The following is a 23,790-nucleotide window of genomic DNA, read 5'->3' on the forward strand; positions in this document are numbered from 1 at the left end:
GGCGGGGGCCCTGTGGCTGTGGACGGTTGGGGAGCGACTCAGCGCTTGGCGGTCTTCGGGGTCACCAGGCGGCTGCCGGTCCAGTCCTTGCCGGCGCTGATGCTCCGGGTCTGGGAGAGGCCCGCCGTCTGGGCGGCCTCGTTGATGTCGCTGGGCTCGATGTAACCGTCACGGCCGGTCTTGGGCGTCATGAGCCAGATCTGCCCACCCTCGTCGATCAGACCGATGGCGTCGACCAGCGCGTCCGTGAGGTCGCCGTCGTCGTCTCGGAACCACAGCAGTACGACGTCGGCGACGTCGTCGTAGTCCTCGTCGACGAGGTCCTGGCCGATGATGGCCTCGATGCCTTCACGGAGCTCCTGCTCGACGTCGTCGTCGTAGCCGATCTCCTGGACCACCTGTCCGGGCTCGAACCCCAGCTTTGCCGCCAGGTTGGTCCGCTCCTCCGCGTGGTCCGCGGTCGCGCTCACGGCTTGCCTCCTGATCGTTTTTTGGGAAGTGCTTCGGCCGCGCGCGTACGCGTGGCATTGGGCGTAGTCCACACGTGCGGGGCGGATCGCGCAAGTACCCGGCGATCGAGACCGCCGAAACGGTGACTTTTGGGGCCGTCTCGCCGCAACTCCAGGCACCTTCCCACCCTCGCCCGTGATACACACCACGGCTCTTGACCCACTTTATTCGCTTCTACTCCTTCCGTGCGCCCACAGGGGCCGAACGACCGAACGGAACACATGGCCGGGTTGGGCGTAAGGTTGCGATTTGACCAGCGCCTTCCGGTGACCGCGGCCCGGACACGGCGACCCGTGGGGGTTACCCCTCGGTAAAGATGACGTTTACGCCCATGGGGTACACGATGGTGGCGGCGCGACCGCACAGCTGACACTCCAGTCCCCGTAGGCTCCACCGACCAGAAGGAACAGCGTGGCTTCCGGATCCGATCGCAACCCGATCATCATTGGCGGCCTTCCCAGCCAGGTCCCGGATTTCGATCCCGAAGAGACCCAGGAATGGCTCGACTCCCTCGACGCCGCCGTGGACGAGCGCGGCCGCGAGCGGGCCCGTTACCTGATGCTCCGCCTGATCGAGCGGGCCCGCGAGAAGCGCGTGGCCGTGCCCGAGATGCGCAGCACGGACTACGTGAACACCATCGCCACCAGGGATGAGCCCTTCTTCCCCGGCAACGAGGAGATCGAGCGCAAGGTCCTCAACGCCACGCGATGGAACGCCGCCGTGATGGTGTCGCGCGCGCAGCGCCCCGGTATCGGCGTCGGCGGCCACATCGCCACGTTCGCCTCCTCCGCGTCCCTCTACGACGTGGGCTTCAACCACTTCTTCCGCGGCAAGGACGAGGGCGACGGCGGCGACCAGATCTTCTTCCAGGGCCACGCGTCGCCCGGTGTCTACGCCCGCGCGTTCCTCCTGGACCGGCTGACCGAGGCGCAGCTCGACGGGTTCCGCCAGGAGAAGTCGAAGTTCCCCAACGGGCTGTCGTCGTATCCGCACCCGCGGCTGATGCCGGACTTCTGGGAGTTCCCGACCGTCTCCATGGGCCTCGGCCCCATCGGGGCCATCTACCAGGCGCGCATGAACCGCTACATGGAGGCGCGCGGCATCGCGGACACCTCCAAGTCGCACGTGTGGGCGTTCCTCGGCGACGGCGAGATGGACGAGCCGGAGTCGCTGGGCCAGCTGTCGATCGCGGCACGCGAAGGCCTCGACAACCTGACGTTCGTCGTCAACTGCAACCTCCAGCGGCTCGACGGCCCGGTGCGCGGCAACGGGAAGATCATCCAGGAGCTGGAGTCGCAGTTCCGCGGCGCCGGCTGGAACGTGATCAAGCTGGTGTGGGACCGTTCCTGGGACCCGCTGCTGGCGCAGGACCGCGACGGCATCCTGGTCAACAAGCTGAACACCACGCCCGACGGACAGTTCCAGACGTACGCGACGGAGACCGGCGCGTACATCCGTGAGCACTTCTTCGGTGACGACCACCGGCTGCGCGCCATGGTCGAGGGCATGAGCGACGACCAGATCCTGCACCTGGGCCGTGGCGGTCACGACCACAAGAAGATCTTCGCGGCGTACAAGGCGGCCGTGGAGCACACGGGCCAGCCGACCGTGATCCTCGCGCAGACGGTCAAGGGCTGGACGCTCGGTCCGAACTTCGAGGGCCGCAACGCGACGCACCAGATGAAGAAGCTGACGGTCGACGACCTGAAGCGCTTCCGCGACCGGCTGCACATCCCGGTCACCGACCAGCAGCTGGAGAGCGGCGTCCCGCCCTACTACCACCCGGGCCGGGACTCGGAGGAGATCCAGTACATGCACGACCGCCGCAAGGCGCTGGGCGGGTACGTCCCGACCCGTGTCGTGCGGGCGAAGCCCCTGGAGCTGCCGGAGGACAGGACGTACGAGGCGGTCAAGAAGGGTTCGGGACAGCAGTCGATCGCCACGACGATGGCGTTCGTGCGGCTGCTGAAGGACCTGATGCGGGACAAGGAGATCGGCAAGCGGTTCGTGCTGATCGCACCGGACGAGTACCGCACCTTCGGTATGGACTCGTTCTTCCCGAGCGCCAAGATCTACAACCCGCTGGGTCAGCAGTACGAGGCCGTGGACCGCGAGCTGCTGCTCGCCTACAAGGAGTCCCCGACCGGCCAGATGCTGCACGACGGCATCTCGGAGGCCGGCTGCACGGCGTCGCTGATCGCGGCCGGGTCGGCGTACGCCACGCACGGCGAGCCGCTGATCCCGGTGTACGTCTTCTATTCGATGTTCGGTTTCCAGCGGACCGGCGACCAGTTCTGGCAGATGGCCGACCAGCTGTCGCGCGGTTTCGTCCTGGGCGCGACCGCCGGGCGTACGACGCTGACCGGTGAGGGTCTGCAGCACGCGGACGGCCACTCGCAGCTGCTCGCCTCGACGAACCCGGCCTGCGTCGCGTACGACCCGGCCTTCGGTTTCGAGATCGCCCACATCGTCAAGGACGGTCTGCGCCGGATGTACGGCGAGAACGCCGAGGACGTCTTCTACTACCTGACCGTCTACAACGAGCCGATCCAGCACCCGGCCGAGCCGGCGGACGTCGACGTGGACGGCATCCTCAAGGGCCTCTACCGCTTCAGCACCGGCCGGGCGGGAGCGATCCCGGCGCAGATCATGGCGTCCGGTGTGGCGGTGCCGTGGGCGCTGGAGGCGCAGCGGATCCTGGCCGAGGAGTGGAACGTACGCGCCGACGTGTGGTCGGCCACCTCGTGGAACGAGCTCCGCCGCGAGGCCGTGACGGTGGACGAGCACAACCTGCTCCACCCGGAGGAGGAACAGCAGGTCCCATATGTGACGCGGAAGCTGTCCGGCGCGGAGGGCCCGTTCGTGGCGGTCTCCGACTGGATGCGGTCGGTCCCCGACCAGATCGCGCGCTGGGTCCCGGGAACGTACAGCTCCCTGGGCGCGGACGGCTTCGGTTTCGCGGACACCCGTGGCGCGGCCCGGCGGTACTTCCACATCGACGCCGAGTCGATCGTGCTGGCGGTGCTGACGGAGCTGGCCCGGGAGGGCAAGATGGACCGTTCAGTGCTGAAGCAGGCCGTGGACCGCTACCAGCTGCTGGACGTGTCGGCGGCCGACCCGGGCGCCGCGGGCGGCGACGCGTAACGCCGGTCACGCGGGGGGCTCCGGCCCCCCGCACCCGCCTACCATTCCCGGCATGAATGAACGCTGGGAAGCTCATACCCAGACGCCGCTCATCGCTCTCGCCCTGGCCTTCGGCCTCGCGTACGCGGTGCCGATCGTCGCGCCCGACGCCGACCCGTGGGTGCACACGCTGTGCTCGGCCGTGGAGTGGGTGGTCTGGGGTGCTTTCGCCGTCGACTACACGGTGCGGCTGGTGCTGGCTCCGTCGCGGTGGCACTTCGTGCGCAGCCATCCGCTGGACCTGCTGGCGGTGCTGCTGCCGCTGGTCCAGCCGCTGCGGCTGCTGCGCCTGCTCTCGACGCTGCTCCTGGTGGGCCGAAGGGCCCGGATGGCGTCGCAGATCAGGCTCACCACGCATGTGGCCGGTTCGGTGGTGGGCCTGCTGATGTTCGGCTCGCTCGCGGTGCTGCACGTGGAGCGCGACGCCCCCGGCGGGAACATCAAGACGCTGGGGGACGCGGTCTGGTGGTCGTTCACGACGATGACGACCGTCGGGTACGGGGACCACGCGCCGACCACCGGGCTGGGGCGGCTCCTCGCCGTGGGCCTGATGCTCTCCGGCATCGCGCTGCTGGGTGTGGTGACCGCGAACATCGCGGCGTGGTTCATCTCCCGCTTCGAACGGGACGACGAGCAGGAGCGCCGCCAGAGCGCCCTGCTGGAGGAGCTGGCCCGGGAGGTCAGGGAGCTCCGGACGGAGGTCGCCCGGCTGTCGGGCAACGCCCCGGCCGGTGCCGCCCGGCCCACCCCGCCGGCCGTGCCCGTGGCGTCTGCCCGGACCGCCACGGATCGGGCCGCCACGGGCAGGCCCGCCACGGAGAGGACCGGCTAGGACTCCAGGTGCGACGCGGGCGCGGGACGAATGCGTGGGCCGCTCCAGCCATGGCGGGGCCCGCATGTCGGCCACGCAGGCGTCGGCAGCGGCGCGACGGCTGGGGGGCACCGTGCCGGCTCGCGGGCGGCAGGCACACCGGGGAAGACACGCGGGGCGGCGGGCACGCGCGAGGGACAGGCACGCGGGGGCAGGGGGTAGAGCCCCTGCCCCGATGCACGCGTGGGCTGCCGTACGGGTACGTCTAGAGCGTGCCGTCACCCAGGGTGCCGACACTGGCCAGCCGGACGAGGGCCAGGACGGTGTCGATCGCCCCGAGGACGAACGCGACCAGCGCCGGGAGGCGATCGCTCGCCCAGCGCCGGCCCATGCCGAGCCAGCCGCAGACGATCGCCACCGGGCCCAGGATGATGCCCAGTACGAAGAATCCGGCGACCGCGCAGACCAGTCCGGCGATTCCGAGCGTCGCGCGATCCGGCCCGGTCCGCGACCACATCCGGCCGCGTGAGCGGGGGCTCCTGCGCGAGCGCGAGGTGTACCCGAAGCTGCCCATGGCCCCCGGGTGCCCCGAGTCACGTCTCCCACACCTTGAAGGCCCTTACCTGGTAAGGCGATTGGGGAACCCACGTGCCGCCACCCGGATACGTCTCGAACTCGCCGGTCTCGGCGCACTCGGCGGACTGGTAGGTGGTGACGGGCCGTCCGGTGCGGTTGGCCAGTGCGGCGGACGTCGCCCCGGCGGGCAGGGGGACGCATGCCTCGATGTCGACGTCGGTCAGCTCATGAGTCTGCCTGGTGCCCCTGAACCCCTCCTTCGCCCACAGGCACAACTGCCCCGCGTCGCAGGGCCCGAGGCGGGGCGGAGCCGCCGCGGCCACGGGGACGGCGCCCCCGAGCGCACCGGCGGCGAGTGCCCCTGCGGCGAGAGCGGTGGTGAGGACGGTGGTGAGGACGGTCGTACAGCGCATGAGGACCCCCGTGGTGCGTCGGCGTGACGATCACGCCCGTCCATCGTGACGCTGCGTGACTCTCTGCGGAAGGTTTCCGGGGGTGATCCACCCGCACGGGTGACGCGGCACAACGAGCGGGGCCCGGCGGTCGCGACCGCCGGGCCCCGTCCTTCCGCCGGGCACGCGTCAGATGTGGGCGCCGCCGACACCGGCGTCCGCGTTCACGCCGCGCTTGGTCAGCGTGGCCACCAGCGCCGCGACGACCGCCACGATGCCCGCGACCATGAAGGCCAGGCCCATCCCGGACAGGAACGTGTCGTGGATGACACCACCGATCTTCGACACCAGGTCCGGCGTCATACCGGGCGCCTTCGCCAGTTCCGCCGGAACCATGCCGAACTCCGCCGCCTGCTCCAGCCGCGGGTCGGCCGGGACCGGGATCCCGGCGTCCTTCCAGTTGCCCGCGAAGTCCGAGCTCACCTTGGAGGACATCACCGCGCCCAGTACGGCCGTACCGAGCGCGCCGCCGACCTGCATCGCGGCCTGCTGGAGGCCGCCGGCCACGCCGGAGAGCTCCAGCGGGGCGTTGCCGACGATGACCTCGGTGGCCCCCACCATCACGGGGGCGAGGCCCAGGCCGAGGAGGCCGAACCAGAGGGACATCGCCAGCGTGCCGGTGCCCTCGGTCAGGCTGATCATGCCGAACATGGCGATCGCCGTGCAGGTCATCCCGCCCACCAGCGGGACGCGCGGTCCGAACTTGGTGATGAGCGCACCCGCCAGCGGCGAGGAGACGATCATCATGGCCGTCAGAGGCAGCAGGTGCAGACCGCTGTCGACCGGGCTGAGCCCCTTGACGCCCTGCAGGTAGAAGGTGACGAAGAAGAGCCCGCCCATGAAGGCGAAGGCCATCAGGACCATGAGGACGGTACCCGCGGAGAGCGGTACGGAGCGGAACATGCCCAGCGGAATGAGCGGTTCCGAAACCTTGGTCTCCCAGACGGCGAAGACCGCGAAGAGGACGACCGCGCCGCCGAGGAAGGCCCAGGTGCTGGCACTGCCCCAGCCCCAGCTCTCTCCGGCCTTGATGATGCCCCAGATCAGGGACGCCATGGCGGCCGACAGGAGCACGATGCCGAACACGTCGAACGAACGGGGCGCGTTCTTCGCGCGGTGGTCCTTCAGGATCACCAGGCCCATGACGAGTGCGAGCACACCGACCGGCACGTTGATGAAGAACACCGACTGCCAGCTGACGTGCTCGACGAGTACGCCGCCGAGGATCGGCCCACCCGCCGTGGAGGCGCCGATGACCATGCCCCAGATGCCGATCGCCATGTTCAGCTTCTCGGCCGGGAAGGTGGCGCGCAGCAGGCCCAGGGCGGCCGGCATCAGCAGCGCGCCGAACAGGCCCTGCAACACGCGGAAGGCGATCACCAGGGTGATCGAGTCCGACATGCCGATCGCGGCGGAGGCGGCGGCGAAGCCCGCGATGCCTATGAGGAACGTCTGGCGGTGGCCGAAACGGTCACCGAGCTTGCCGGCCGTGATCAGCGCGACGGCGAGGGCGAGCAGATAGCCGTTGGTGATCCACTGGACGTCGGCGAGTGACGCGCCGAGATCCCGCTGGATCGCCGGGTTGGCGATCGCGACGATGGTGCCGTCGAGCGCGACCATCATCACGCCGACCGCCACGGCGAACAGCGTCAGCCAAGGGTGGCCGCGCAGCCCTTTGGCCGGGGCCGGCACGGGGTCCTGGCCCGGCGGCGACTTCTCGATGGTGGTCTGACTAGTCATACCGCGAGGTTAGTGTCAGTCGCTGACACTTGACAAAGCATTTCATACGCCGGTAACTGTCGCGTCCCTCACAGGTAGCCTGAGCAACCGGAAATGGCAGAAAGAGGACCATGAAGTGACGGCCGAGCAGCCGACCGCACGCCGGACGCCGACGCCGGCACCGGCCGGACTGCGCGAACGCAAGAAGCAGCGCACCCGTGACGCCCTGCTCCGCGCCGCGCTGGAGCTCTTCACGACCCGGGGGTACGAGGAGACGACGGTCGACGAGATCGTCGACGCCGTCGACGTGTCGCAGCGCACCTTCTTCCGGTACTTCGCCAGCAAGGAAGATGCCGCCTTCGCGGTCCAGCAGATGGTGGAACGGCACTTCGTCAGCGCTCTTCAGGAACGGCCCGCCCACGAAGCACCGTTGGAGGCGATGCGCAACGCCGTCCTCTCCGCGTGGGACACCATCGGCGAGGCGATCATGGAGGTCGTCCCCATCGAGCTCTACCTCCGCACGTCCCAGGTGATCGAATCGACGCCCGCGCTGCTCGCCGTGCACCTTCGGCGCTCCATCGAGATGGAGGAGAACATCGCCCGGCTGATCGCCGACCGCGAGGGCCTGGACGTGGACGCCGACCCGCGCCCGCGGGTGGCCGTCGCGGCGTTCAGCGGAGTCATGCGGATGACCGGCCAGCTGTGGGGGCGGGGCGAGGACCCGTCCCTGGAGGCGATCCGCGCCCTCACCGAGGCCTACCTGGACCACCTCCGCCCCGCGCTCGCCGCCGACTGGCGCGGCACCCGCGCCTGACCCGCCCCCGCCCCCGCCCCCGCCCCCGACCCCCGCCACGGGTCGCGCCGGTCGCACCCGGTCCCGTCGCCGTTCCGGCCGGGCCGGGCCGCGTCAGCGCGCCCGCGTCCGGTACCGCCGTGCACGACCCCTCGGGCGCGTGCCGGGGGGCGCGGCGGGGTGTGTACGGGGCGTGACCGCCCTTCCCCAATGAGCCGTCTTCACGCGTGATGTGCATCACCCTCGTCGCGGGGTCCCTCGCGGGTCTCCTAGGGTGTCCCGCAGTGACTTCTCTCAACTCCTCCCCCACGCACCAGGTGTGGCGCGCGCTGCTCGCCCTCGCCGTGGTCTTCGTCCTCCTCACGACCACCGGCTGGACCGCCATCCGCCACCAACGCGGCCCTGAGCAGGCACGCGAGGCCGCGCTCGCCGCGTGGCGGGACGGCCGGATCGGGACGCGGGAGCTGCCCGACCCCACGGCGCCGCCGACCGAGCTGGCCGCGTTCTTCGGTTCCCTGACCCCGCGTCAGCGCGACCGGCTCGCCGCCGAGCACCCGCTCGTCGTCGGCAACCTCGACGGCGCTCCCGTCACCCTCCGCTACCGCGCGAACCGGTTCTCCCTGCGTGCCGCGCTGGACGCCGAGCGGGCGCGGGTGGACGACGGGCGGCTGTCGCCCGACGGCCACCGCGAGGCCGTCCGCCGCACGCACCGGCTCGCCTCCCTGATGCGCGAGGGGCGGCAGATCCTCGCCTTCGACCCGTCCGGCAAGGGCCGCGTCGCCGAGGTCTTCGGCGACCTCGACCGGGCGCGGCACGTCTCGGTGGTCGTGCCGGGAGTCGACACCACCCTGCTGACGTTCCAGAGGACGGCCCGGAAGTACTCGGCGCCCGTGGGAATGGCCGAATCCCTGTACGCCGCCGAACGCGCCGCCGCGCCCCGCACCCGTACCGCCGTCATCGCCTGGGCCGACTACACGGCACCCGCCGGCGTCGGCATGGACGCGGCCATCGGCAGGCTCGCCGAGACGGGGGCGGCCCGGCTCGTCAGCCTCACCTCCGCGCTGCCCGGCGACTCCCGGGTGGCGCTGTTCTGCCACAGCTACGGCTCCGTGGTCTGCGGCGTCGCGGCCCGCCGGCTCCCCGCCCGGGTGGCCGACGTCGCGGTGGCCGGGAGTCCCGGGATGCGGGCCGAGAGCGCCGCCGGGCTCGGCACCGGCGCCCGCGTCTGGGCCATGCGCGACGCCGACGACTGGATCGCCGAGGTGCCCTACCTGGACGTCGGCGGGCTGGGCCACGGCGCCGACCCGGTGGCCCCCGAGTTCGGGGCGCGGGTACTGTCCGCGACGGGCGCGGCGGGGCACGCCGGGTACTTCGAGCCAGGCACCGAGAGCCTCCGCAACTTCGCCGGGATAGGCGTCGGCTCGTATCGTTCCCTGAGCTGCGCGGGCGGCCAGGAGGCCTGCCGCAGCGGAATCTCCGGCGCGAGCTCCCTCTGACGCGCGTAGAGGTCCGCGGAGCGCCGACCGAGCTCGTAAGTCTCCGGGGGCGACGCGCGGGCGCGCGCCGCATACGATGAGGCGCATGGGTGATGTGCTGGCCGGAATTCATGCCACCTGGGAGTTCGAACCGGACGCCGTGCTCATCCGCTTCGAACGGGGGATCCGCGCACCGAAGCTCTACCAGGCGCTGCGCGAGCGACGTGTCCCGCACGAAGCGCTGGCGTCGGTGACCCTCTCCCCGGGAAGACGCGGCACGGTCGTGCTGCACGCGGCGCCGAGAGCGGGCGCCGATCCACTGATGGAGGCGGCCGCGGGTCAGCTCAAGGACGCCTGCGACCCCTACCGGCTGGTGCTGCCCGCCGACAGCGAGACCCTCGCCGAGTACTACGCGGACGAGCTGCGGGCGCGGCTGGGCCCCGAGGCCGGGGAGCCCGCCGACCGGTTCCTGGTCACCGCCCCCGAGGCGCCGCTGCAGTTCAAGGCGTACGACGGCAAGGCGACCTTCGACGGCAGCCAGGTGGCGTTCCGCTGGTTCTGGACCGGTGCCTCGTCGGCCAAGTGGAAGGCCGGTGACCAGACGTTCCCCGTCCGGGAGCTGAGCGGTGTCGAGTGGCGCTCGCCCGACGTGTTCGACGGCTACCTGCGGCTGCTGCGGCGCGGCCACGCCGGGGACGTCCAGCCCGCGCAGGCGGACCAGGACCCGGCGGCGGTCGTCTTCGGGCTCGGGTACGGGCCGGTGCACGAGTCGCTGCCGTTCGCGGCCGCGGTCCTCGCGGCGGTACGGGTCGCGGGTGCGACGGCGCCCGTCCCGGTGCACGCCGCGGCGCTGGCCGGACGGGACCCGGCGGTGATCGCGGAGCGGATACGTCACCTGGGCGAGCTGTACCAGGCCGGCCTGGTGACGGACGAGGAGTTCGCGGCGAAGAAGGCGCAGCTGCTCGCGGAGCTGTGACCCTCCGGCGGGGCCACCCGGCCGGAGCGCGCGGCGCCGGCCCCGGCGCCGTCAGCCCCGGCGCAGGGCGTCGATCCCGGCGCGCGGCGTCGGCGCAGAGCGTCAACCCGGGGCGCGGCGTCGGCGCCCGGCGCGTGACATCGGCGGCGGCGTTCGGTCTCCGCCTCGCTCCCCCGCGCGGCACCGGTTCCGGCGCCCGGCGCCCCGGCGCCGGTCTGCTCGGAGGTCCCGGTGTCGTACCGAGGTACGAGGACGGAGCCGGCACCTCGGTATGACGTGGGCGCGGCGCCCGGTGCCTAGGCTGGCAGGTCATGCGTACCACTACCCCGCTCGCCCGGTTGCGTGCCTCCGTCCACGCGGTGGGGCTCGCCGTCGCGACACCGGCCGAGGGCGGGACCCCGCTGCTCGCCCGGGCGGCCTCGCCGTGGCTGCGGCGGCTGCCGTACGGCGTCGCCTTCGTGTTCGTCGCCTCGCTCCTGCCGGTCACCGTCTCCGTGCTCGTCAACGACTACCGGGTGAACGGGGCGGTCGCCGGGGCTCTGGCGACCGCCCAGACCGCGCCGTTGCTGCTCGCCGTGGCGCGGCCGCTGCAAGCGTGGCTGATCGTCATGGCCGCCGACGTGCTGGGCGCGCTGTTCCTGCTCGGCGCCGACGGCGTGGCCGGAAGGTCGTGGCCGTGGACGCCCATGATCGTGGTCGGCTACCTGCCGCTGATGGTGGCCGTGGGGCTGCGCGAGCCGCGCCGGACGCTGCTGGTGGTGTGGCTGGCCACGGGTGCGGCGGGGTTCGCCTTCGAGCTGCTCTCGCAGGACCGCAGCGACGGCATCCACCTGTTGCTGTTCATCCTGAGTGGGGCCGTGCTGCTGCTCACCGGGTCCCTCCGGGAGCGCGGGGACGCTCAGCGGCGGCTGATGGAGCAGGAGACGATCAGCGAGGCCGAGCGCGCCCGGCGCACGCTGCTGGAGGAACGCGCCCGGATCGCAAGGGAGTTGCACGACGTGGTGGCCCACCACATGTCGGTGATCACGGTGCAGGCGGACTCGGCGCCGTACCGGATCGAGGGGCTGCCGGAGGCGGCGCGCGAGGAGTTCTCCACGATCGCGTCGTCGGCGCGGGAGTCCCTCACCGAGATGCGGCGGTTGCTGGCGGTGCTGCGCAGCGAGGGAGCGGAGGGCGAGCGGGCGCCGCAACCGGGCCTGGTGCGGGTGCAGCAGCTGGTGGAGGCCACGGTACGGGCGGGGGTGCCGGCCGAGCTGTCGATGCCGGCCGAGCTGGGCCCCGTACCGCAGGCGGTGGACCTGTCCGCGTACCGGATCGTGCAGGAGGCGCTCGCGAACGTGGTGCGGCACGCGCCGGGCGCGCCGACGCGGGTGTCGGTGTCGGCGGACGGCGGCCGGCTGACGCTGGTGATCGTCAACGGCCCCCCGGACGCCGTCGGTTCACCCCTGGAGGCGTCCGGCACGGGGCACGGCCTGGTCGGTATGCGGGAGCGCGTACGGTTGACCGGCGGCACCCTCGACACCGGGCCCCTGCCGGACGGCGGCTTCCGCGTCGCGGCCCGCCTTCCCCTCGCCGCCGACACGGAGGAACCCGCGTGACCATCCGCGTGATCATCGTCGACGACCAGGCCATGGTGCGCGCGGGGTTCGCCGCCCTGCTGGCGGCGCAGCCGGACATCGACGTGGTGGGCGAGGCGCCGGACGGTCGGGCAGGGGTCTCGGTGGCCCGCTCCACGCATCCCGACGTGGTGCTCATGGACGTCCGGATGCCCGAGATGGACGGACTCGCGGCCGCCCGCGAGATCCTGTCGCCGCCGCCGGGGGTCGTGCACCGGCCGAAGGTGCTGATGCTGACCACCTTCGACGTGGACGACTACGTGTACGAGGCGCTGCGCGCCGGTGCTTCCGGGTTCCTCCTGAAGGACGCCCCGCCCGCGGACCTGATCGCCGCCGTGCGGGTGGTGGCGGCGGGGGAGGCGCTGCTGGCCCCGTCCGTGACGCGCCGCCTGATCGCCGACTTCGCCGCCTCCCGCCCGGCCCCGCGCAGGGACCGCTCGCTGCGCCTGCGCGGTCTGACGCCCCGCGAGACGGAAGTCCTGGAGCTGATCGCCCGGGGCCTGTCGAACCAGGAGATCGCCGGCCATCTGGTACTCGCCGAGCAGACGGTGAAGACCCACATCGGCCGGGTGCTGTCGAAGCTGGACCTCCGCGACCGGGCGCAGGCGGTGATCTTCGCGTACGAGTCGGGTGTGGTCAGCCCGGGCGACGCGTAGGTATCTCCCCCGCCCCCTACCGGGGTATCACCCCGCGGTTGGCTCCACGGGGTGACGTGCCGTCACAGGCCGTCCTCCTACCTTCCTCTCGCCGCACAGGACGAAGGAAGACGAGGGGGGTGTCATGCGCCGCTGGAAGAACCGCGAGAAGAACCCCGGTGGAGCCGCGAGCCGCCGCGGCGCCGCGAGCGCCGGCCGCGCCGACAGCGCGGGTGGGGCAGACATCGCGGGTGGAGCAGACATTGCCGGTCGTGCCGGTCGTCTTGGCCGTGCGGGTGGTGCAGGCGATACCGGCGGCGTCGGCGGTACCGGTCGTGCCGACCGTGCCGGCGACGGCGACGGTCGTACCGGCAGTGCCCGGCGTGCGAGTGGTGCCGCGAGCACCGGTCGCGGCGGCGGCAAGGGCAGCACCCGTCGCGGCGGCGGTACGAGCAGCTCCGGTGTGTACCGGCGCCCGAACCGGCGGAGCCGCTGGAAGAGGACCCTCACGGCCCTCGCGCTCACGACCGCCGTCGTCGCGGGCACCACCGGCTGGGCCACCGGGAACGGGCAACGGCCCGTGACCGGTCCGCCGCCGGGCAGCCAGGCGTGGCGGGCCGACACCTCCCTGGGGCGGGCCCTGCCCGACCCCGCGAGCGCGACGCCCCGTGACGTCGCCGCCTTCTTCCGCACGCTCACCCCGGCCCAGCAGCGGGACCTCGCACACCGGCACCCCTCCGTCGTCGGCAACCTCGACGGCGCCCCGGTCGCCCTCCGTTACGAGGCGAACGCGACCGTCCTGCGGCGCGACGCCCGGTTCGCGCACCTCGCCGGGCGGCAGGTCCTCGCGTTCGACCCGCGCGGCCGAGGCCAGGTCGCCGAGGTGTACGGGGACCTGACGCGCAGCCGCCGGGTCGCCGTCGTCGTACCGGGGTCGGACATCGACGCCGGTACGTACGACCGCCCCACCGACCCCTACGGCACGCCCGCCGGAATGGCGAGGCAGCTGCGGACCGCCGCCCCCGGCACCGCCGTCATCGCGTGGGCCGGGTACACCACGCCCGTCGGGGTGGGCCTCGACGCCGCCACGGGCGGACTCGCCGAGGCCGGTGCCGCACGGCTGACCCGTCTCACCGACGGGCTCGCCGCCCTCGGAGCCCCGGCGCCCGCCGTGTTCTGCCACAGCTACGGCTCCGTCGTCTGCGGCCTGGCCGCCCCACGGCTGCGGGCCCGGGACCTCGTGGTCCTCGGGTCCCCCGGCATGCACGCCGGCACCGTCGCCGAGCTGGGCACCGGCGCCCGCGTATGGGCCGCCAAGGACCCCTCCGACTGGATCTCCAAGGTGCCGAACGTCCGGTTCCTCGGCCTCGGCCACGGCGCCGACCCGGCCTCCCCCGAGTTCGGCGCCCGCCCGGTACCCGCCACCGACGCCCAGGGCCACACCGGCTACTTCGCGCCGGGCACCGAGTCCCTCCGTACCTTCGCCGCCATCGCCCGGGGAGAAGCCCGATGAAGACACTCGCCCGGAAGATCGAAGCCCGGACCCCCGCCCACCGCGACCGCGCCATCGACGGACTGCGCGCCCTCGCGCTGCTCGCCGTCCCCACCGGCCACTGGCTCCTCGGTGGTTTCACGCTCGACGCCGACGGGGCGATCCACAACGCCAGCCCGCTCACCGCGTTCGGGTTCTTCGCACCCGTCAGCTGGGTGCTGCAGATGCTGGGGATCTTCTTCCTGGTCGGCGGGTACGCGTCCGTCCTCTCGTACGACAGGCGCGAGGGCTCCACCCGCGCGTGGCTCAAGGGGCGCGTCGCCCGGCTCGGCCGTCCGGTCCTCGGCGTCACCGCCGTCTGGGCCGTCCTGATTCCCGTGCTGGATGCCCTGGGCGTCCCGGACGACACCCTGCGCACCGGATCGACGCTGGTCGTCCAGCCCCTGTGGTTCGCCGGCGTGTACCTGGTCGTCACCGCCCTGACCCCGTACTGCGTACGTGCCGCCCACCGGCTCGGCGCGTGGGCCGCCGCCCCGCTCGTGGCGTCCGTCGCCGTGGTGGACTTCCTCCGCTACGGCCCGTACGCCGACGCCGTACCGTCCTGGCTGGGCGTGCTGAACATCCTCCCGGGGTGGCTCTTCGCCTACCAACTGGGCGTCTCCTGGGGCGGGAAGCGGCTCGGCGGGCGTCAGGCACGGGCGCTGCTGATCGGTGGCGCGGTGCTGTTCGCGGTGCTGCTGCTCGTCTTTCACTACCCCGCCTCGATGGTCGGCGTGCCGGGGGAGGCCCGGACCAACTCCCACCCGCCGTCACTGCTGGTCCTGGCGCTCGCCGCCGCGCAGAGCGGCGCCGCGATCCTGCTGCGCGACCGGCTGGGCCGACTGCTGCGGCGCCCCGCGCTGTGGGCGCCGGTGGTCGTCGTCAACCTGTCGGCCATGACGATCCTGTGCTGGCACCAGACGGCGATGCTGGCCGCCGCCGTCCCCGCGTCGTTCCTCGGACCGGTCACCGGGCTGACGACCGCGCCCGACACCCTCGGCTGGATCCTGGCCAGGCTGGCGTGGATGCCGCTGTTCGCGGGGCTGTTGATGCTGATCGGGCGGTACGCGCGTGGCTTCGAGACCCCGTGGACGCACGCCACCGCCGTCCGCCGCTCGGTGGCCGGGCTGCTTGCGGCGGGCTTCGCGGTGTACGCGCTGGGCTAGGCGTGTCGGCGGAAGCGGAGGCGGGGTGAGCGGAGCGAACGTAACCGCCGCCCGCCCCGCGCCCCCGCGTGCCCGGCGCCCCGCATACCCGGCGCCCCGCCCGCCCGCCGCCCCGCGCGCCCGGGCCGCGGGTGTGGCCCGTCCGTACGGGGCGGGCCGGGGCCTACGCCTCCCGGGCGGCGGAGGTGAACGTCATGTCCGGGTAGCGGTCGCCGGCCACCTGGGCGGCGACCGGCTCCAGCCGGGCCAGCTCGTCCTCGGTGAGGGTGATCCGGGTGGCGGCGGCGTTCTCCAGGAGGCGGGCGCGCTTGCGGGTGCCGGGGATGGGCACGACGGTCAGGCCGTGCACGTCCGCCCGCTGCTGCACCCAGGCGAGCGCGACCTGGGCGGCGGTCACCCCGTGGGCCTCGGCGATCCGCCGGACGGGCTCCAGCAGCGCGGCGTTGCGGCGGGCGTTGTCACCCGTGAAGCGGGGCTGGTGCTTGCGGAAGTCCGAGCCGGACAGGTCCGCCGCCGCGTCCGTGAACGCCCCGGTGAGGAACCCGCGGCCGAGCGGCGAGTACGGCACGAACGCCACACCCAGCTCGGCCGCGGCGCCCACCGCGCTGCGCTCCACGTCGCGGGAGAACAGCGACCACTCCGACTGGAGGGCCGCGATCGGGTGCACGGCGTGCGCCTCGCGCAGTTCGGCTCCGGTCACCTCGCTCAGCCCCAGGTGCTTGACCAGTCCGCGCTCGACCAGCTCGGCCATGGCGCCGACGGACTCGGCGAGCGGCACGGCCGGGTCGCGGCGGTGCATGTAGTACAGGTCGATGACGTCGACGCCCAGGCGGCGGAGGCTGCCCTCGACGGCGGACCTGATGTAGGCGGGGTCGTTGCGCACGCCCCGGTAGCGGGGGTCGTCGGTGCGTTCGATGGCGAACTTCGTCGCCAGGGTGATCTCGTCGCGGTGCTCGGCGACGAACGGCGCGAGGAACTCCTCGTTGGCGCCGCGTCCGTAGATGTCGGCGGTGTCGATCAGCGTGACGCCGGCCTCCAGCGCGGCGTCCAGGGTGTCGCGGGCCGCGGCCTCGTCGGTGTCGCCGTAGAACTCGCTGATGCCCATGGCGCCGAAGCCCTGGACGCCCACCAGCGGGCCGGCCGTGCCGAGGCGTACGGTCGCGATCTTCTCCGTGCTCATGTGGTCCTCTCCGGGGCCCGTCGGACGCCCGCGTAGAAGTCGATCTTGTGGTCGAGTACGGCGAGCGTGTCCTGGAGCTCCGCGATCCGGGACCGCACGTCCCGCCGGGTGGCCTCCAGCAGTTCCTGCCGTGCCTCGAAGGTGTGCTCTCCCTCGCGTACCAGCTCGGCGTAGCGCACCATGTCCGCCACGGGCATCCCGGTCAGCCGCAGCTTGCCCACGAAGCCGAGCCAGTCCAGGTCCCGGTTGGTGAACCGGCGCTGGCCGGTGTGGGACCGGTCGACGTGCGGCATCAACCCGATCCGCTCGTACCAGCGCAGTGTGTGCGCGGTGAGTCCGGTCCAGGCCGACACCTCGCTGATCGTGTAACGGTCCTGCCCGTCGGGGCGCGGGTGGGGCGGCGGCGCGGACGCACAGGCGGCGAGGCGCTCGGTCGGTGCGGGAGTGCTCTCGATCACCGTCATGGCCTCCACGCTAGGACCTTGGAGTGCACTCCAGGCAAGCCCGGCCCGGACAGGCTCCGGCGGGGCACGGGGATACGCTCATACGCATGCGAAGCGTGGCGATGATCGAGAAATGGCCGGTGGAGACCGCGGCGGCGGCCGTGGTGCGCGGGGACGGCACCGTCGCCGGGGCGCACGGCCCCACGGACCGGCGGTTCCCACTGGCGTCGGTGACCAAGCCGCTCGCCGCGTACGCCGTGCTCGTGGCGTACGAGGAAGGGGCGGTCGAGCTCGACGAGCCCGCCGGGCCCGAGGGGTCGACGGTGCGGCACCTGCTCGCCCACACGTCCGGGCTGGCCTTCGACGAGCACCGGGTCATGGCGGCGCCGGGTACGCGGCGGATCTACTCCAACGCCGGGTTCGAGGCGCTCGGCGACCACGTCGCGAAGGCCACGGACATCCCCTTCCCGGAGTACCTGCGCCAGGCGGTGCTGGAGCCGCTGGGCATGAAGGACACGACGCTGGACGGTTCACCCGCGAAGGACGGCGTGTCGACGGTCGACGACCTGGTGCGGTTCGCCGCCGAGGTGCAGGCACCACGGCTGCTGGACCCGCGCACGGTGCTGGAGGCCATGTCGGTGGTCCATCCGGGGCTGACCGGGATCCTGCCCGGGTACGGGCACCAACGGCCCAACGACTGGGGGCTCGGCTTCGAGATCCGTGACGGCAAGTCGCCGCACTGGACGGGCTCTTCGTCCTCCCCCCGCACGTTCGGCCACTTCGGCCAGTCGGGCACGTTCCTGTGGATCGACCCCGACGCCGGACGGGCGGGCGGGAGCGGCACAGGCGCGGCGTGCGTGGCGCTGACCGACCGGGCCTTCGGGCCGTGGGCGATCGAGGCGTGGCCGCCCTTCACGGACGCGGTGCTGGCGGAGCTCACGGCGACCCGCTGACCGCCCGGCCGCCGGCACCGGCGCGGTGGCGGGCGACCGCGACGACGACACGCCCGAGCCGGGTGTCGCGTCGGCCTCCTCGCACGCCCGGTGACGCCCGGCTCCGGCCCGCCGCGCCCGGAGGGCGGTCACCGCCGCTGTTCCCGCCGCCGTCCCGGACGAGGGCGCCGACGGAGCCGGCCGGGAACGTATACCTGTTGCCGCCGTTACAGAATTACGGGGATTTCCCGGCGACTTTTTCTGCTCCGCCGAGCCGGGCCGTAAAACGTACCGCCCGGGCACGCTCGCAGCGTGCTACGGTGTTGTCAGTTGCAGTTGTGGTTCCCAGTGACTTCGTGTTCATTTTCCGGTGTTTTCCGGAGGGGAAATCATCCCAGCGACTCCGGAGTCGCAAGGTGCGTGCTCCGGGCACTGCCCCAAAGGGAGATCAAATATGGCATCTGGCACCGTGAAGTGGTTCAACGCGGAAAAGGGCTTCGGCTTCATCGAGCAGGACGGCGGCGGCGCTGACGTGTTCGCCCACTACTCGAACATCGCCGCCTCCGGCTTCCGCGAGCTTCAGGAAGGCCAGAAGGTGAACTTCGACGTCACGCAGGGCCAGAAGGGCCCGCAGGCCGAGAACATCGTTCCCGCCTGACGCTGACGCGTACGACGCGTGCCGGGGCCCGCACCATGGGTGCGGGCCCCGGCTCGTCGGCTTTTCCTCCCGTCGGACACGACGGTTTCGCGCCCGAATACTGATCGCCGCTTCTTCCGGCTCGTATTCCCGGCGTTTCCCCGGACGAAGCGGTGACGCCCATGGCGCCCGCAAGAGTGTCGTCCGAGTGTCGTCTTTTTTCTCGGTCCGTTCTTGCGATTCCTCGTGCGGCCCCGCCGCCGGGAGGAATTCCTCGATACGTGCCGCATCGAGGAAGGTTCCGCATGAACCGCACCGCTCGCACGAACGACAGCTCCTACCGCTCCCGCACGAACGCCACCGCCGGTTCCGGCCGTGGCAGCCGTGGCCGCCCGCAAGGGCCGGCCCGACCGGCGTCCGCCGGACGGCCGGGCGGCGGCCACGGGCGCCGACCCGCGCCGCTGCGGGGCGAGTTCGCCCTGCCGGTGGGCAGCACCCCGGCCCTGCCTCCCGTCGAGAGGTTCGACGACCTCGGCCTCCCCGCCGCTCTGCTCGCGGCGCTCCAGTCGGCGGGCATGAGCGTCCCCTTCCCCATCCAGGCGGCGACCCTGCCGAACTCGCTGGCCGGCCGGGACGTCCTGGGACGCGGACGCACGGGCTCGGGCAAGACGCTCGCCTTCGGACTCGCCATGCTCGCCCGTACCGCCGGGCAGAGGGCCGAGCCGCGGCAGCCCCTGGCGCTGGTGCTCGTACCCACCCGGGAGCTGGCCCAGCAGGTGACCGACGCCCTCACCCCCTACGCCCGGTCGCTGCATCTGCGACTCACCACGGTGGTCGGCGGGATGTCGCTCGGCAGGCAGGCGGGCGCGCTGCGCGGCGGAAGCGAGGTCGTCGTCGCGACGCCCGGCCGGCTCAAGGACCTCGTCGACCGGGGCGACTGCAAGCTGGACCGGGTCGCCATCACCGTGCTGGACGAGGCCGACCAGATGACCGACATGGGCTTCATGCCCCAGGTGACCCACCTGCTCGACCAGGTGCGGCGCGACGGGCAGCGTCTGCTCTTCTCGGCCACCCTGGACCGGAACGTCGACCTCCTGGTCCGCCGTTACCTCACCGACCCGGTCGTCCACTCCGTCGATCCCTCCGCGGGCGCGGTCACGACGATGGAGCACCACGTGCTGCACGTGCAGGGCGCCGACAAGCACGCCACCACCACGGAGATCGCCGCCCGCGAGGGCCGCGTGATCATGTTCCTGGACACCAAGCACGCGGTGGACCGGCTGACCAAGGACCTCCTCGCCGTCGGCGTACGCGCCTCCGCCCTGCACGGCGGAAAGTCCCAGCCGCAGCGCACCCGCACCCTCGACCGGTTCAAGAGCGGTCACGTCACGGTCCTGGTGGCCACCAACGTCGCCGCCCGCGGCATCCACGTCGACGACCTCGACCTGGTCGTCAACGTCGACCCGCCCACGGACCACAAGGACTACCTGCACCGAGGCGGACGCACCGCCCGCGCCGGCGAGTCCGGCACCGTCGTCACCCTGGTGCTGCCCGGCCAACGACGCGGCATGGAGCGGCTGATGGCCGACGCCGGTATCACCGCCCGGGTGACCCGGGTCCGCTCCGGCGAGGCCGAACTGAACCGCATCACCGGCGCCCAGGCCCCCTCCGGCGTGCCCGTCACCATCACCGCCCCCGCCTCAGAGCGGGCCAAGGGCTCCGGCGCCTCCACCCGCGGCCGGCGCCGCCGCCCTTCCCGCTGGGGTCGCGGCGCCTCTTCCGCCTCCGCCGCGTAGCCGGTCCCGCTCGTCGCCCAGGCCCGACCGCACGATCCGACGCCCGAAGAGGAGAAGCCCTTGACGCAGGTGCAGACACGGCTGCTGGAAGCCCCCGGCACGGGCCTGACCGCCCGTGACGCCATGGAGGCGCCCGGACCGCAGGTCGACGACCACATGACGGTCGACGTGGCCATGTCCGTACTCATCAGCGCCCGCGTCGAGCACCTGCTCCTCCAGGACGACGCCGGCCGGTGCTCCGGCCTGGTGACGCGGGCGCAGCTCGCCGCCCACCGGGACAGCTCCTGGTACAGCGACCGCGTACGGCTGCGTGACATCCCCCTCGACCGGGGGCCGTTCACCTGCTCCGCGGCGCGTCTGGGTGACGCCGAGGCGGCCATGCGGGGCCGGACGCTGGACGTCTCCCCGGTGGTCGACGAGCACGGCTACAGCCTGGGCATCCTGTCCCTCTTCCCCTGACCCCCCACTCCCCTCACCCTCTCCGAGGTCCCATGCGCTGCGTCATCGCCCACTTCCCGTTCGACCTGTTCTCGAGTGACGTCCGGGAGGCGATGAAGGGCATCAAACCCGAGGCCGTCTCGGGACCGTCCGTGACCATCGGGCGCCGTACCTACCCCGTCAAGCAGGTCGGGGAAGTGATCACCAAGCAGGACCGCCGTGACTTCACCTCCGCTGAGGTGACCAGGGCGCTGACCCGGCTCGGCTTCACCTGCCACGACACCACGGCCGCGCCCGCGCCCGCTCCCACCCCGCTGCAGACGGCCGCGGCGCTCCTGGGCGGCGGAGCACTCCGATGACCTCAGGGATCCACCGGACCGCCCCGGGTTCTAGAATCAACGCCCATGTCGAACCCTGATGAACTGCTCGTTGACATCGCCGCCACGGTGGAGTCGGAGCAAACCACTCAGATGTCCCTCACCGTCGTGGTCCACGGAGCCGTGATCACCGGCCGGCTGGCGCCCGAGACGGTCTGGCGACAGCGGGTGGCCGAGGTACTGAGGGACTCGGACCGGCTCGGCCCGTTCGCCGGGACCTTCGCGCCACCCGGTGACACCGGGTCGCGGTCGGCCGGGACGCCCACCCATCTGCACTTCCACGTCGCCAGGATCCTCCAGGGCCAGGTGGGCATCCCCGAGACGGGCGGGATGTACCGGATCGCCATCAAGGACGTGAGCGCCTGGACGGTGGGGGACTTCAGCTACTCCGACCAGTGACCGCCGCGCGGTGCGCCGTCAACGGCGGCGCACCGCGCGACGCACCGGCGCACCCCCACTTCCGCGCGCCTCGGCGGCCGGGGCGCGCGGCGCCGTGTCCGGCCGGCCGGGCGTCGCGGCCGGCGGCGGAATCAGCCGGTCATCTCCCACACCAGCACCTCGGCCGGACCGAGCGCCACCAGCTCCAGCCCCTTCGCGCCGGTGATCCGGACCGCGTCCCCCGGGCCCAGTGTGTCGTCGCCGAGCCGCGCCGAGCCCCGCACGACGTGGACGTACACGAAGGCGGCGTCCGGGACGGCGACCCGCTCGCCGGGGGCCCCGGGACGTCGTACGCGGAACGTGGCGCCCGCGGCCGGGAGGGCGTACGGGGTCGCGTCCGCGAGGCCCCGCACCACCTCGTACGCCGGGTCGCCGCCGGGCTCCTTCGGGGCGAGCCACATCTGCACGAAGACCAGCGGAGCGTCGCCGTCGTTGCGCTCCTCGTGCCGGACCCCGGCCGCGGCGCTGAGGTGTTGTATGTCACCGGGCCCGATGCGCGAGGTGTGCCCGGCCGAGTCGCGGTGGGTGAGCTCCCCCTCGACGACCCAGGTGACGATCTCGGTGTGGCTGTGGGGGTGTTCGTCGAACCCGGAGCCGGGTGCGAGCCGCTCCTCGTTGCAGGCCAGCATGGCGCCGAAACGGAGGTTGTCGGGGTCGTAGAAGCGCCCGAACGAGAAGGCGTGCAGGGTCTCTATGCCGGTCGTCGCCCCGCCACCGCGGTAGCGCTCACCGGCCCGCCGCACGGACCACACGGGACCGCCCGGACCGGGCCGCGCGGCGTCCGCCGCGGCGTCTGGATGCCATGAACTCACCGGACCACCGTAGACCCGGCGCCGCACCGCCCCGCCCGGATAAGGCAGTCTTGTCCCGTGCCTGAACCCGCAGCGAACGACGCCCACTCCCATGCCGCCACCCTGAAGCGCCTGGAGCAGTCCTCCGGGCGGCTCGCGGCGAGCGCCATTGCCCGCATGGACGAGACGCTGCCCTGGTACCGGGCGATGCCCCCGGAGAACCGGTCGTGGATCGGTCTGGTCGCCCAGGCCGGTATCGCCGCGTTCACCGAGTGGTTCCGGCGTCCGGAGACCCCGCAGGCCATCTCGACCGATGTCTTCGGCACCGCTCCGCGCGAGCTGACGCGCGCCATCACGCTGCGCCAGACCGTGGAGATGGTGCGGACGACGATCGAGGTCATGGAGTCGGCGATCGAGGAGGTCGCCGCCCCGGGCGACGAGTCGGTGCTGCGCGAGGCGCTGCTGGTGTACGCCCGGGAGATCGCGTTCGCGACGGCCCAGGTGTACGCGCAGGCCGCCGAGGCGCGCGGCGCGTGGGACGCCCGGCTGGAGTCCCTGGTGGTGAACGCGGTGCTGTCCGGCGAGGCCGACGAGGGCGCCGTCTCGCGGGCGGCCGCGCTCGGCTGGAATTCGCCGGAGCACGTGTGCGTGATCCTGGGTACGGCTCCGGACGGCGACAGCGAGCTGACCGTGGAGGCGATAAGGCGGGCGGCCCGGCACGCCAAGCTCCAGGTCCTCACCGGGGTGCTCGGCGACCGGCTGGTCGTCATCGCGGGCGGCAGCGACAATCCGCTCCAGGTCGCCAAGGCGCTGATCGGCCCGTACGCCGCCGGGCCGGTCGTGGCGGGGCCGGTCGTGCCGGACCTGCTGGCGGCCACCCGGTCCGCGCAGGCGGCAGCGGCCGGCCTGAAGGCGTGTTCCGCCTGGCAGGACGCGCCGCGGCCGGTGCTGGCGGACGATCTCCTGCCGGAGCGCGCGATGGCCGGTGACCCGTCGGCGCGCGTGCAGTTGGTGGAGGAGATCTACAGACCGCTGGAGGAGGCGGGCTCGGCGCTCCTGGAGACCTTGAGCGTGTATCTGGAGCAGGCGAGCAGTCTGGAGGGCGCGGCCCGGATGCTGTTCGTGCACCCCAACACCGTGCGCTACCGGCTCCGACGTGTGACCGACGTCACCGGATGGTCACCGTCCGATGTACGGTCCGCGTTCACGCTGCGGATCGCCCTGATTCTGGGGCGTCTGGTCGACGGGGATCCCCAGTCCTAGACTTTTGTCGAACGTCCACAATTACCCTGACGGTTCTTCGTCCCTGTCCTCA

General features: G+C 72.5%; 23 protein-coding genes. 16 read left to right on the forward strand and 7 right to left on the reverse strand.

All coding sequences use genetic code 11. The features are described 5' to 3' along the window. Window positions 1-38: 38 nt before the first annotated feature. Complete coding sequence (locus tag ABD347_RS01465) at window positions 39-470, reverse strand: DUF3052 domain-containing protein (RefSeq protein ID WP_344355407.1); 432 nt, start codon at window positions 468-470, stop codon at window positions 39-41. Window positions 471-921: 451 nt separating this feature from the next. On the opposite strand from ABD347_RS01465, the gene aceE reads away from it, so the two are divergent. Further along, complete coding sequence (aceE, locus tag ABD347_RS01470) at window positions 922-3,654, forward strand: pyruvate dehydrogenase (acetyl-transferring), homodimeric type (protein ID WP_344355409.1); 2,733 nt, start codon at window positions 922-924, stop codon at window positions 3,652-3,654. A gap of 52 nt (window positions 3,655-3,706) precedes the next feature. Next, a complete protein-coding gene (locus ABD347_RS01475) occupies window positions 3,707-4,525 on the forward strand; it encodes a potassium channel family protein (RefSeq protein WP_344355411.1) in 819 nt (272 codons plus the stop codon). A gap of 244 nt (window positions 4,526-4,769) precedes the next feature. Here ABD347_RS01475 and ABD347_RS01480 read toward each other — a convergent pair whose 3' ends face one another. The 3 genes from ABD347_RS01480 to ABD347_RS01490 all read right to left on the reverse strand — a co-directional run bounded on the left by ABD347_RS01480 (window position 4,770) and on the right by ABD347_RS01490 (window position 7,272). Next, window positions 4,770-5,078 (reverse strand): small hydrophobic protein, encoded by a 309-nt coding sequence (locus ABD347_RS01480; protein WP_344355414.1) that lies wholly within the window; start codon window positions 5,076-5,078, stop codon window positions 4,770-4,772. Window positions 5,079-5,097: 19 nt separating this feature from the next. Beyond that, entirely contained in the window at window positions 5,098-5,493 is a 396-nt protein-coding gene (locus ABD347_RS01485; protein WP_344355415.1) for a peptidase inhibitor family I36 protein, read from the reverse strand. Window positions 5,494-5,661: 168 nt separating this feature from the next. Continuing rightward, the gene (locus tag ABD347_RS01490; RefSeq protein ID WP_344355418.1) at window positions 5,662-7,272 is read right to left on the reverse strand and encodes an MFS transporter; all 1,611 of its coding nucleotides are present in this window, start codon (window positions 7,270-7,272) and stop codon (window positions 5,662-5,664) included. A 115-nt stretch (window positions 7,273-7,387) separates the two neighbouring features. On the opposite strand from ABD347_RS01490, the gene ABD347_RS01495 reads away from it, so the two are divergent. From ABD347_RS01495 to ABD347_RS01525, 7 genes are all read left to right on the forward strand, one after another. Further along, a complete protein-coding gene (locus tag ABD347_RS01495; RefSeq protein WP_344355420.1) occupies window positions 7,388-8,065 on the forward strand; it encodes a TetR/AcrR family transcriptional regulator in 678 nt (225 codons plus the stop codon). A 263-nt stretch (window positions 8,066-8,328) separates the two neighbouring features. Next, a complete protein-coding gene (locus tag ABD347_RS01500; protein WP_344355422.1) occupies window positions 8,329-9,540 on the forward strand; it encodes an alpha/beta hydrolase in 1,212 nt (403 codons plus the stop codon). A gap of 85 nt (window positions 9,541-9,625) precedes the next feature. Next, entirely contained in the window at window positions 9,626-10,495 is an 870-nt protein-coding gene (locus ABD347_RS01505; RefSeq protein ID WP_344355425.1) for a DUF4429 domain-containing protein, read from the forward strand. 311 nt (window positions 10,496-10,806) lie between these two features. After that, a complete protein-coding gene (locus tag ABD347_RS01510) occupies window positions 10,807-12,093 on the forward strand; it encodes a sensor histidine kinase (protein WP_344355428.1) in 1,287 nt (428 codons plus the stop codon). Next, window positions 12,090-12,767 carry a response regulator gene (locus ABD347_RS01515; RefSeq protein WP_344355431.1) on the forward strand — a complete coding sequence of 226 codons (678 nt, stop codon included), beginning with the start codon at window positions 12,090-12,092 and terminating at the stop codon, window positions 12,765-12,767. The genes ABD347_RS01510 and ABD347_RS01515 overlap by 4 nt, the downstream gene beginning before the upstream one ends. 442 nt (window positions 12,768-13,209) lie before the next feature. Beyond that, entirely contained in the window at window positions 13,210-14,259 is a 1,050-nt protein-coding gene (locus ABD347_RS01520; RefSeq protein ID WP_344355433.1) for an alpha/beta hydrolase, read from the forward strand. Further along, window positions 14,256-15,443 carry an acyltransferase family protein gene (locus tag ABD347_RS01525; RefSeq protein WP_344355436.1) on the forward strand — a complete coding sequence of 396 codons (1,188 nt, stop codon included), beginning with the start codon at window positions 14,256-14,258 and terminating at the stop codon, window positions 15,441-15,443. Before ABD347_RS01520 ends, ABD347_RS01525 begins: the two co-directional genes overlap by 4 nt. A gap of 163 nt (window positions 15,444-15,606) precedes the next feature. On the opposite strand, the gene ABD347_RS01530 is transcribed toward ABD347_RS01525, so the two are convergent. Beyond that, on the reverse strand, window positions 15,607-16,623 hold the full coding sequence (locus ABD347_RS01530; protein ID WP_344355438.1) for an aldo/keto reductase: 1,017 nt from the start codon (window positions 16,621-16,623) through the stop codon (window positions 15,607-15,609). Beyond that, window positions 16,620-17,087, reverse strand: a complete 468-nt coding sequence (locus ABD347_RS01535; RefSeq protein WP_344355440.1) for a MerR family transcriptional regulator — start codon at window positions 17,085-17,087, stop codon at window positions 16,620-16,622. The genes ABD347_RS01530 and ABD347_RS01535 overlap by 4 nt, the downstream gene beginning before the upstream one ends. An 86-nt stretch (window positions 17,088-17,173) precedes the next feature. Here ABD347_RS01535 and ABD347_RS01540 point away from each other — a divergent pair, with 86 nt between their 5' ends. The 6 genes from ABD347_RS01540 to ABD347_RS01565 all read left to right on the forward strand — a co-directional run bounded on the left by ABD347_RS01540 (window position 17,174) and on the right by ABD347_RS01565 (window position 21,645). Then, entirely contained in the window at window positions 17,174-18,019 is an 846-nt protein-coding gene (locus ABD347_RS01540; protein WP_344355442.1) for a serine hydrolase domain-containing protein, read from the forward strand. 433 nt (window positions 18,020-18,452) lie between these two features. Continuing rightward, window positions 18,453-18,656 carry a cold-shock protein gene (locus ABD347_RS01545; protein ID WP_033176054.1) on the forward strand — a complete coding sequence of 68 codons (204 nt, stop codon included), beginning with the start codon at window positions 18,453-18,455 and terminating at the stop codon, window positions 18,654-18,656. A gap of 284 nt (window positions 18,657-18,940) precedes the next feature. Then, a complete protein-coding gene (locus ABD347_RS01550) occupies window positions 18,941-20,431 on the forward strand; it encodes a DEAD/DEAH box helicase (protein ID WP_344355446.1) in 1,491 nt (496 codons plus the stop codon). 123 nt (window positions 20,432-20,554) lie between these two features. Then, the gene (locus ABD347_RS01555; protein ID WP_344356331.1) at window positions 20,555-20,890 is read left to right on the forward strand and encodes a CBS domain-containing protein; all 336 of its coding nucleotides are present in this window, start codon (window positions 20,555-20,557) and stop codon (window positions 20,888-20,890) included. A 32-nt stretch (window positions 20,891-20,922) separates the two neighbouring features. Continuing rightward, window positions 20,923-21,228 (forward strand): SCO5918 family protein, encoded by a 306-nt coding sequence (locus ABD347_RS01560; protein ID WP_344355449.1) that lies wholly within the window; start codon window positions 20,923-20,925, stop codon window positions 21,226-21,228. Between the two features lie 45 nt (window positions 21,229-21,273). Then, window positions 21,274-21,645 carry a hypothetical protein gene (locus tag ABD347_RS01565; RefSeq protein WP_344355452.1) on the forward strand — a complete coding sequence of 124 codons (372 nt, stop codon included), beginning with the start codon at window positions 21,274-21,276 and terminating at the stop codon, window positions 21,643-21,645. 131 nt (window positions 21,646-21,776) lie between these two features. On the opposite strand, the gene ABD347_RS01570 is transcribed toward ABD347_RS01565, so the two are convergent. Continuing rightward, the gene (locus tag ABD347_RS01570; RefSeq protein WP_344356333.1) at window positions 21,777-22,436 is read right to left on the reverse strand and encodes a pirin family protein; all 660 of its coding nucleotides are present in this window, start codon (window positions 22,434-22,436) and stop codon (window positions 21,777-21,779) included. Between the two features lie 117 nt (window positions 22,437-22,553). Here ABD347_RS01570 and ABD347_RS01575 point away from each other — a divergent pair, with 117 nt between their 5' ends. Then, complete coding sequence (locus ABD347_RS01575; RefSeq protein WP_344355454.1) at window positions 22,554-23,738, forward strand: PucR family transcriptional regulator; 1,185 nt, start codon at window positions 22,554-22,556, stop codon at window positions 23,736-23,738. The last annotated feature ends 52 nt before the right edge of the window (window positions 23,739-23,790 follow it).

The organism is Streptomyces gobitricini (assembly GCF_039532985.1).
GTDB classification, from domain to species: domain Bacteria; phylum Actinomycetota; class Actinomycetes; order Streptomycetales; family Streptomycetaceae; genus Streptomyces; species Streptomyces gobitricini.